General features: G+C 33.0%; 9 protein-coding genes. 8 read left to right on the forward strand and 1 reads right to left on the reverse strand.

Annotation, left to right across the window (positions count from 1 at the left end):
* The 7 genes from RYL55_RS07585 to pepF all read left to right on the forward strand — a co-directional run.
* Positions 1-561: ABC transporter substrate-binding protein (locus RYL55_RS07585; protein ID WP_315008377.1), on the forward strand; the 561-nt coding region annotated here is incomplete at its 5' end.
* Positions 562-743: 182 nt separating this feature from the next.
* On the forward strand, positions 744-1,634 hold the full coding sequence (locus RYL55_RS07590) for an ABC transporter permease subunit (protein ID WP_315008379.1): 891 nt from the start codon (positions 744-746) through the stop codon (positions 1,632-1,634).
* A 10-nt stretch (positions 1,635-1,644) separates the two neighbouring features.
* Positions 1,645-2,430, forward strand: coding sequence for an ATP-binding cassette domain-containing protein (locus tag RYL55_RS07595; protein ID WP_315008381.1), 786 nt, complete (start codon positions 1,645-1,647; stop codon positions 2,428-2,430).
* Positions 2,431-2,565: 135 nt separating this feature from the next.
* On the forward strand, positions 2,566-4,113 hold the full coding sequence (locus tag RYL55_RS07600; RefSeq protein WP_315008383.1) for a ClC family H(+)/Cl(-) exchange transporter: 1,548 nt from the start codon (positions 2,566-2,568) through the stop codon (positions 4,111-4,113).
* A gap of 52 nt (positions 4,114-4,165) precedes the next feature.
* Positions 4,166-4,447, forward strand: coding sequence for a hypothetical protein (locus tag RYL55_RS07605; protein WP_315008385.1), 282 nt, complete (start codon positions 4,166-4,168; stop codon positions 4,445-4,447).
* A gap of 239 nt (positions 4,448-4,686) precedes the next feature.
* Entirely contained in the window at positions 4,687-4,887 is a 201-nt protein-coding gene (locus tag RYL55_RS07610; RefSeq protein WP_315008386.1) for a cold-shock protein, read from the forward strand.
* A gap of 131 nt (positions 4,888-5,018) precedes the next feature.
* Positions 5,019-6,806, forward strand: coding sequence for an oligoendopeptidase F (gene pepF, locus RYL55_RS07615; RefSeq protein WP_315008388.1), 1,788 nt, complete (start codon positions 5,019-5,021; stop codon positions 6,804-6,806).
* 293 nt (positions 6,807-7,099) lie between these two features.
* Here pepF and zwf read toward each other — a convergent pair whose 3' ends face one another.
* The gene (zwf, locus tag RYL55_RS07620; RefSeq protein ID WP_315008390.1) at positions 7,100-8,560 is read right to left on the reverse strand and encodes a glucose-6-phosphate dehydrogenase; all 1,461 of its coding nucleotides are present in this window, start codon (positions 8,558-8,560) and stop codon (positions 7,100-7,102) included.
* 191 nt (positions 8,561-8,751) lie between these two features.
* Here zwf and RYL55_RS07625 point away from each other — a divergent pair, with 191 nt between their 5' ends.
* Positions 8,752-9,540, forward strand: a complete 789-nt coding sequence (locus tag RYL55_RS07625; RefSeq protein ID WP_315008391.1) for a DUF1189 family protein — start codon at positions 8,752-8,754, stop codon at positions 9,538-9,540.
* Positions 9,541-9,656: the final 116 nt, after the last annotated feature.

The following is a 9,656-nucleotide window of genomic DNA, read 5'->3' on the forward strand; positions in this document are numbered from 1 at the left end:
GTTAGTGACCGTACACCAATTAAACAACAATTAGAAATTATGAAACAAGTGGTTCCAACATTAAAAACAGTTGGCATTTTATATACATCAAGTGAAGATAATTCAGTAAAACAAGCTAAACAAGCAGAAGAAGATGCGAAAGCTTTAGGGCTAGAAGTAAAAGTAGCAACAATTGCAAATACAAACGATATTCAACAAGTAACAGAAAGCTTAGCAAGCCAAGTAGAAGCAATCTTTGTTCCAATCGACAATACAATTGCTAGTGCAATGGCTACAGTTGTAAAAGCAACAGATGCTAAAAAAATACCAGTATTCCCATCTGCAGATACAATGGTTGCTGATGGTGGAGTATTAGGGTTAGGAGTTGACCAATACCAAATCGGTGTAGAAACAGCTAAAATGGTAGTAGAAGTATTAAAAGGTGCTAAACCAGCGGATACACCAATTAAATTAGCAAATGAAGGTGTTATCTACTTAAATGAAGAAAAAGCGAAAGAATTAGGAATTACAATTCCAGCAGATATTGCTCAAAAAGCACAAAAAGTTACTGCTAAAAAATAATGAGTAGTAAAACGTAGTCTAGAGAAGAAACATATATGATTGAGGGATTGGGCAAGAAAGTTGTCCACCCTCAATAGTTAATTTAAAAGAATACTCATAATGATAGCTAATATGGATGGAATAAGGTATAGTAGTCATTGAGTTTCTTATACATATAGATTTAATAGAAAAGGAAGGGAAATATGGATTTAGTTATTTCAGCGATTTCTCAAGGGATACTTTGGGGGATTTTATCATTAGGTTTATTTATTAGTTTTCGAATTTTAAATATTGCAGATATGACAACAGAAGGGAGCTTCCCATTAGGAGCCGCAACTTGTGTCATGTGTATTCAACACGGTGTACATCCTCTTTTAGCAACATTTATTGCGATGTTTGTAGGCGCCTTAGCAGGATATGTTACAGGATTTTTAATTACGGTATGTAAATTACCTAGTTTATTAGCCGGAATTTTAACAATGACAGGGTTATTATCGGTGAATTTAAGAATTATGGGTCGACCAAACTTATCCTTATTAAATTATAAAACGATTTTTAGTTTTTTAGAGGGAATGGAATTACCGAAGTATTTTGATATTATTTTAATTGGAATTGTATTTGTTGGAATTCTAATTGTAGCGATGTATGTCTTTTTTGCAACTGAAATTGGTCAAGCATTAATCGCTACAGGGGATAATGAAAAAATGGCTATTTCTCTTGGGATTAATACGAGTCAAATGACGGTATTTGGCTTAATGTTATCCAATGCGCTAATTGCAATGGCAGGAGCTGTTTTAGCACAAAATAATGGCTATGCAGATGTCAACTCTGGTTTAGGAACAATTGTTATTGCCTTAGCAGCGATTATTATTGGAGAAGTGATTTTTGCAGATGAATCATTTGTTGGAAGATTAGTATGTATTATTTTTGGTTCAATTATTTATCGTTTATTACAAGCATCAATTTTACGATTAAATATTTTTGATCCAAATGATTTCAAATTATTGTCTGCAGCATTAATCGCTATTTGCTTAACGATTCCGCAAATTAAACAAGCGATTTACAAAATTAGTCATCGTAAAAGTGTACAATAGGAGGTAGAAGATGGATATTAGAATTGAAAATGTTCATAAAACATTTTACCCAAATACAAATAGAAGTCATGATGCATTAATCGATATTAACTTAACGATTCATAAAGGGGATTTTATTACAATTGTTGGAGGAAATGGAGCAGGAAAATCAACCTTTTTAAATGCCATTTCAGGAAGTTTCCCATTAGATAAAGGACATATTTATATGGGAGAAGCAGCAGTTGAACATACAGCTGAATACGAAAGAGCAAAATATATTAGTCGTGTTTACCAAAATCCATTACAAGGAACAGCGCCTCGTATGACAGTTGCTGAAAATCTTTCTTTAGCTTTAAGAAGAGGATTAAAACGTGGGTTAAAAAAAGGATATACTGCTGAAGAATTAGAACAATTTAAAGCATTATTAACTCCGTTACAATTAGGATTAGAAGAACGATTAGATGCAGAAATTGGATTGTTATCCGGTGGACAAAGACAGGCTGTTTCATTATTAATGGCTACATTACGAACTCCTGAATTATTATTACTAGATGAACATACAGCTGCACTAGATCCAAAAACACAACGAAAAATTATGCAATTAACAAAGGAAATTATTGAAGAAAAACAATTAACAGCTTTAATGATTACGCATAATTTATCAGATGCATTAAGGTATGGAAATCGTTTAATGATGATGCACCGTGGAAAAATTATTCGAGTGTTCGAAAAAGAAGAAAAAGATACACTAACAGAAGAAAAATTATACCAATTAATGGCAGAATTAGACGAAGCAGATTTTAATCAAGAAGCTTAATGAGAACAAGGCAGACATTTGAAATAAGTGTCTGCTTTTTTATATAGAAATGTATCATCATTTCAGAATTACAGTTTTTATTCTATTGGAATTTGGTATAATGGAAATAATGAGAGAGTGAAAGGATGTTTTATAGTGAAATTGTTTAATAGTAAACAATTTGGGAAAAGCAGTTATATTGCAATAGGTGCTATTATTGGAATACTTGTTGGAACAACGGTAAGTTTATTTCGATTATTTCTTGGAAAAACATTAGAAGGAGTTGTCACCGTTTATTCATATTTACAAGAATCTCCTCAATGGATTCCGGTATGGTTCCTATTTTCTATGGTAATGGCTGTCATTTTAGGTCAAATTGTTAAAAGTGATCCAGATATTAAAGGAAGTGGGATACCACAAGTAGAATTACAATTACAAGGCAAGATGGACATGAATTGGTGGTCTGTCTGTTGGAAAAAATTTGTGGCGGGATCTATTTCGATTGGGTCAGGATTATTACTAGGAAGAGAAGGTCCTTCTATTCAATTAGGAGCTTCTGTAGCACAAGGAGTAGCAGAAGGGCTGAATAGTAATCGAGTACAAAAAAATATATTGATTTCTAGTGGAGCGGGAGCTGGATTAGCGGCAGCTTTTAATGCTCCAATTGCTGGATTAATGTTTGTATTAGAAGAAGTTCATCATACATTTAGTCCATTAGTAGCTTTAACGACGTTAACGGCTGCTATCGTTTCGAATTTCGTGTCGTTACATATTTTTGGAGCACGTCCATCTTTAAATTTAGGAAATGATCAACTATTTCCAATGACGCATTATGGGTATGTGATTGTATTAGGAATTGTTTTAGGATTGTTTGGGTGGGTTTATCATCATTATACTTTACAATTACCTGCCATTTATGGAAAATTATTCCCATTTATTCCGAATTACTATTATTGTATTGTTGCTTTTATTGCGATTATTCCATTAGGGTTATGGAATCCACACGTATTAGGTGGTGGCGGGGAAATGATTTTAGAATTGCTTCAAGAAAATCATACGGTTCAATTTTTAGCGATTTTATTTATACTGCGATTATTTTATTCTATGCTTTCGTACGGTACAGGATTACCAGGGGGGATTTTCTTACCGATTCTTTCGCTTGGTGCGCTTTTAGGTTTAGTTTATGCAGAAGTATTAATTCAATTTTTTGGAGTAGATCCTAGTTTACGAGTGAGTTTTGTTTTCTTTGCAATGGCGGGTTATTTTGCAGCAATAGGGAAAGCTCCATTAACAGCTTTATTACTTGTAACAGAAATGGTTGGAGGATTAAATCAATTAATGCCACTGGGAATCTGTACGCTGACCGCTTATATTGTTGCTGATTATATGAAGATGGGTCCAATATATGAAATTTTAGCAGAACGTTTAGACTCTGAACATCCGCATGAAACAAAAGGGAAACGAACAACTTTTGAAGTACCAATAATGGTGGAAAGTCCATTAGTAGGAAAAATGATTCGAGATATTCCATGGCCAAAAGATATTGTGATTGCAACTGTAAGAAGAGGAGCAAAAGAAGAAATTACAAGAGGTGATACTATCTTGCGACCTGGTGATATTTTAATAGTAGTTTGTGATGAAGGAGTAGTAGGAGAAAGATTTGAAACAATGACACAATTATCCAAGGAATTACCGTTTTCTTAAACTTTATGGTATACTTCCTATGATAAATGGAAATGAAGGGGGATAGAAGGAAATGACAAAACATAACCTAAATCCACAAAGTGATGATCTAAAAGAATTTGGGGATTCATTTGCAAAATATTCACGTAAAAATACAAGTTGGCTTTATTTATTCATCATCATTATTGTACTATTTGGAGTTGTATATGTGTTTAATACAGTCGCAAAACGTACGAAAACACCAATTGAGGCTTATCGTGAAGAGTTCATTCAGTTAAAAGATCATATTCAACAGCAAGATCAGAAAATTGAACAATTGGAGCAACAAATCAAATTGTTGTCAGAAAAACCATAACATTTTTATTGTAAAGAGTGAAAATTTTTCGTATTTTTTCACTCTTTTCATTATTTTATTAAGGAATCATTTGAGAGGTTTTCTAAATTTGTTCGGAAATAGACTTGTAAAAGGCTTACAATTATGCTATACTGACTGTAGTGTTTTTGTTAGGGATAGAAATGGGATTTAAGAACTCCTTTTTGAACCACAGGCAGAAATATGAATAACCGTGCTGATGGCACAAGGAGGAAATGTTCATGGAACAAGGTAAAGTAAAATGGTTTAACGCAGAAAAAGGGTTTGGATTTATTGAACGTGAAGACGGAACTGACGTATTCGTACACTTTTCAGCAATCCAATCTGAAGGTTACAAATCATTAGACGAAGGACAAGCTGTTGAATTCGAAGTTGAAGAAGGTGCACGTGGTCCTCAAGCAGCTAACGTTGTAAAACTATAATTTTATCATTTAAGAAAGAGGTTAGGATTTTCCTAGCCTCTATTTTTTTATAAGTAATTTGCTGGAATAATTTTTTTGACAGTGTTTCTAATTCGTTCTACAATAGGACTATTCTATAAAGAGGTGGTAACATGAAAGAAAGAACAGAAGTTCCAGTAGAACAAACATGGGATTTATCATTATTATTCAAAACAGAAGAGGATTATAAAAAATCTATCAAATTTTATAAACAATTGGTAGAAACTTTCTGTAAAACATTCGAAAATCAAATCAACACTGTAGAAGCGATTCACCAAAGTTTAGCAGATTATCGTGAAATTTTAGAATTACGTGGAAAAATTGTTCAATATGCAAGTTTAGCAGTCAATGCAAATACAAAGGATAGAGAAGCGCAAAATCGTTTAGCACAAACGAGAAAAGTAGTCGCAGAATGCGATGCGACATTAAGTTTCTTCTCTCCAGAATTAAGTCAATTAGAAGAAGAGTTATTAGCAGAAGCTTCAAAAAATCCAGAAAATAACATTTATCTTGAAAGATTATTAGAAGATAAACAACATTTATTATCAAAAGAAGTAGAATCGGTATTAGCAGCACTAGGAAATACATTAGATTTCCCTTATCAAAATTATAATGATATTAAATTCAAAGATATTCAATTCCCTAATTTTGAAGTGGATGGAAAAGAATTTGAAATGACATACAATAGTTTTGAAAAACGTTTGGAGTCAGATGAAGATACAAGTGTCAGAAGAAAAGCTTTCGAAGTGTTTTCAAACACATTACGTAAATATGAACATAGTACAGCTTCTACTTATAATGCTCAAGTTCAAAAAGAAAAAACAATGGCTACTTTAAGAGGATTTGATTCAGTTATTGATTATTTATTAGATCGCCAAAAAGTTTCTAGAGAATTATATAATCGTCAAATTGATTTAATTATGGAACATTTAGCGCCTATTATGAGAAGTTATGCTGGGTTAATTGGAAAAATTTATCAGTTAGATGAAGTGCGATATGAAGATTTAAAATTAGAAGTAGATCCTCATTTTGCACCAAAAGTGAGCTATGAAGAAGCAAAAGCATATATTTTAGATGGGCTAAAACCATTAGGCGAATCTTATCTAGCGATTATGAAGAGAGCCTTTGATGAAAGATGGATTGATTATGCGGAAACGATTGGAAAACGTACAGGAGCATTTTGTGCGTCTCCTTATGGAGCAAATTCATTTATTTTAATGTTCTTTACGGAAAGTATGAATGATGTGATGACATTAGCGCATGAATTAGGTCACGCAGGACATTTCCAATTAGCGCATCAACATCAAAATATTCAATTATCTAGACCATCAATGTATTTTGTTGAAGCACCATCTACTGCTAATGAGTTACTAGTGGAAAATTATTTATTGCAAAATGCAACAGATGCTAGAATGAAACGTTGGATTATTTCGCAAATTATTGGTAAAACTTATTACCATAATTTTGTGACGCATTTATTAGAAGCGCACTATCAAAGAGAAGTGTATCGATTAGTTGATGAGGGTAAAAATTTAGATGCAGAAACATTGAATCAAATTTATCGTCAAACATTGGAACAATTCTGGGGAGATTCTGTTGTATTAACAGAGGGTGCGGAATTAACTTGGATGAGACAGCCACATTATTATATGGGGTTATATTCTTATACTTATTCTGCTGGATTAACAATCGGAACTGAAGTTGCTAAAATGATTCAAGAGAATCCTGATAGAGCTGTAGGTTGGGTAGAAGTTCTTAAAATGGGTGGTTCTAAATCTGCAGAAGAGCTTGCTAAGGCTGCAGGAGTAGATGTTTCTACGGATGCACCATTGAGAAATACAATTGAGACAATTGGAGAATATGTAAAAGAATTAATTTCTTTAACGAATAGACTTGACTAAGGTAGTACTAGGACGCCAGTAGCCTCACTGTGTGAGTCTCTTGCCTAAAAGTTGAGCCTAAGGTCTCAACTTTTCCTGCAATAGAATCTGAGCTACAGATTCTATTGCTCGTACTACGGCGTCAAGTCATTCGTTCTTTACGTGACCATACGAGAGGGCGTTAAAAAAATATACTTGACTGAGGTAGTACTAGAACGGTAGCAGCTCTGCGGTCTCATGCTCGTACTACAGCGTTATATTAGTTCAATTAAAAAAAGAGTTAGGGGGACATCCTCTAACTCTTTTTGTTATGTCTATTTTTGTACCCAACAACGTCCGTCTTGAGCTAATAAGTCAAAACTTTCTTGTGGTCCAGATGAACCTGCAGGATAGTTAGGGAATTGTACAGAAGTCTCATTATCCCATGCTTGACGAATGCAATCCACAAATTTCCATGATGCAGCAACTTCTTCCCAATGCGTGAAGTTCGTCATATCGCCTTCCATACAGTCTAAAATTAAACGTTCATAAGCTTCTGGACTATTTAAACCAAAATTCTTATCAAAGATTTTTTCTAAATGACTTGTTTGTAATCCGTATGAATTTCCAACAGCTTTTGAATTGATAACAAAGCAGAAGCCTTCTTTAGGAGTAATATGAATAGAAATTCGATTTGAAGGGCATTTTCCTTTTGTTTCGTTTTCGAATAGTGGAGAATCTGCTTCTTTAAACACAATGTCAATCACAGTTGTTTTAGAATCTAAGTTCTTACCTGTACGAACATAAAATGGAACATCTTTCCAACGTTCATTATCGATAAAGACTTTACCAGCCACATAAGTTTCCATATTAGAATCATCCGAAACATTTTGATCTTGACGGTACCCAGGTAAGTTACCATCTAAAGAAGGGCCATATTGACCTCGTACAAAATTTTTGGAAACTTCTTCAGGAGAATAGTGACGTAATTGTTCTAATACATTAATTTTATTTTGACGAACTGCTTCAAATGATTGAGGTGGCTCCATAGCGACTAATGCTAAAATTTGTAAAATATGGTTTTGAACCATATCTCGTAAAGCGCCACTTGTTTCATAATAACCACCACGTTCCTCAACTCCAACTTGTTCAGCTAGTGTAATTTGAACATTGTCAATGTGATTGCGATTCCACATTGTTTCAAATACACGGTTTGCAAATCGAACAGCAGTAATGTTTTGAATCATTTCTTTTCCTAAATAGTGGTCGATACGATAAATTTGATTTTCATCAAAAGAATGGCGTAGTTGTTCATTTAAAATTTGAGCAGATGCATAATCTTTCCCGAATGGTTTTTCAATAATTAAACGATTATAGCCATTTTCTGTTAATAAAGCTTCGTTTTTTAAATGTTGAGTAATGGTTCCGAAAAATGAAGGAGCCATTGCTAAGTAGAAAATTCTGTTTCCTTCAATACCATATTGTTGGTCTAATTTTTCTGATAATTCTTTTAAGACAACATAATGATGAGTATCTGTTACATTATGTGCTTGATAGTAGAAGTGATTAGCGAATTCTTCTGCTTGAGTGACATCTTCTGTTAAACTTTGAACAGATTTTACAACAACTTCACGAAAATGTTCATCTGTCCATTCACGACGAGCTGTACCAATGACCGCAAAATGATTGCGGATAAATCCTTTTTGAAATAAACGAAATAGTGCTGGGTATAATTTACGACTTGCTAAATCACCTGTTGCACCGAAAAAAGTAACTAATACTTTTTGTTCTTGCATAATGAATGCCTCCTAGTTCAGATTTCTTTTCCAGTGTAAAATATAAAATGGAAAATGTCTAATAATTAATCTGAAAATAAATTTAAATTTTGAAGAGCAAAGATAAAGTTGATAGAAAGGGCATTTCTTGCAAGAAGGAAGTAAAATATGTTAGATTAAATGTAACAGTTCAATTTTTAGGAGTGTATTAAATGACATTAAAAGAGTTTTTGGGACTGACAATTTTCAACCCAAATCAATTATGGAAAATTATTGAGAAACCAATGAAATCTTCAAAACGTGTATTTTTCTTATTAAGCCTATTATTAATGTTGCCAGGTATGATTCAAATGGCGGGATTATTTCACTCATTAGGGAAGGATTTAGTAGAAATTAGTCATCAATTACCAGAATTTGAAGTGAAAAATCATCAATTAACAACCCAAGAGAAAAATAAAGGCTTTGTGTATAAAACAGATAGTCTAATATTTGTCTTTGATGAAAGTGGAAAGACAACGAGTGAAGATTTGTTGAATGAAACATCTGCTACAATTCCTGTATTTGCCTTATTAAAAGATGGTTTTTATTTAGAAACTAATATCAACCATCAAAAAATTGAGTTGAGTCAGTTAGAAAGTTTGAATAAATCATTTTTCAAAGATATTGCAACGACTTTCCAACAAATGAGTTGGTTAAGTTTACTCATTGTTTTTGTTCTGTATTTTCTTTTTAATTCGGTATATTTATTTGTTATTTTATGGATTGTTTCTTTCTTCGTAAAACTAATAGCTGTATTATTTATGAAAGTGTTTATTCGATTCCCTAAACCAATTGGATGGCAAGTAGTTTTAGGAGCAGCTGTTTTACCTGTATTGATTTATACGATGATTGATTTACTAGGGATTCAATTTATTGGACCAGGACAATTTATCTTTTTAGCAACAACTTTTAATTGGGTGATAGGAATTCGAGAATTTTTAAAAAACAATCGACCATCATAAAAAAAACTGGAGAATTTTTGAAGTGACCCCCAAAAGTTAGACTTTTTTTGAGACGACTTATGTCGTCTCTTTTTGATTCATAAAATGTATGAATAACCCCCTAGGGGGTTCGCGCC

This window comes from uncultured Granulicatella sp. (assembly GCF_963515615.1).
GTDB lineage: Bacteria > Bacillota > Bacilli > Lactobacillales > Aerococcaceae > Granulicatella.

What these genes read in the sequence shown, in the direction of transcription:
- RYL55_RS07610 (WP_315008386.1), top strand. Translation starts at nt 4,687, where the DNA reads ATGGAACAAGGTAAAGTAAAATGGTTTAACGCAGAAAAAGGGTTTGGA.
- RYL55_RS07625 (WP_315008391.1), top strand. Translation starts at nt 8,752, where the DNA reads ATGACATTAAAAGAGTTTTTGGGACTGACAATTTTCAACCCAAATCAA.
- zwf (WP_315008390.1), bottom strand. Translation starts at nt 8,560, where the DNA reads ATGCAAGAACAAAAAGTATTAGTTACTTTTTTCGGTGCAACAGGTGAT.
- RYL55_RS07590 (WP_315008379.1), top strand. Translation starts at nt 744, where the DNA reads ATGGATTTAGTTATTTCAGCGATTTCTCAAGGGATACTTTGGGGGATT.
- RYL55_RS07605 (WP_315008385.1), top strand. Translation starts at nt 4,166, where the DNA reads ATGACAAAACATAACCTAAATCCACAAAGTGATGATCTAAAAGAATTT.
- pepF (WP_315008388.1), top strand. Translation starts at nt 5,019, where the DNA reads ATGAAAGAAAGAACAGAAGTTCCAGTAGAACAAACATGGGATTTATCA.
- RYL55_RS07595 (WP_315008381.1), top strand. Translation starts at nt 1,645, where the DNA reads ATGGATATTAGAATTGAAAATGTTCATAAAACATTTTACCCAAATACA.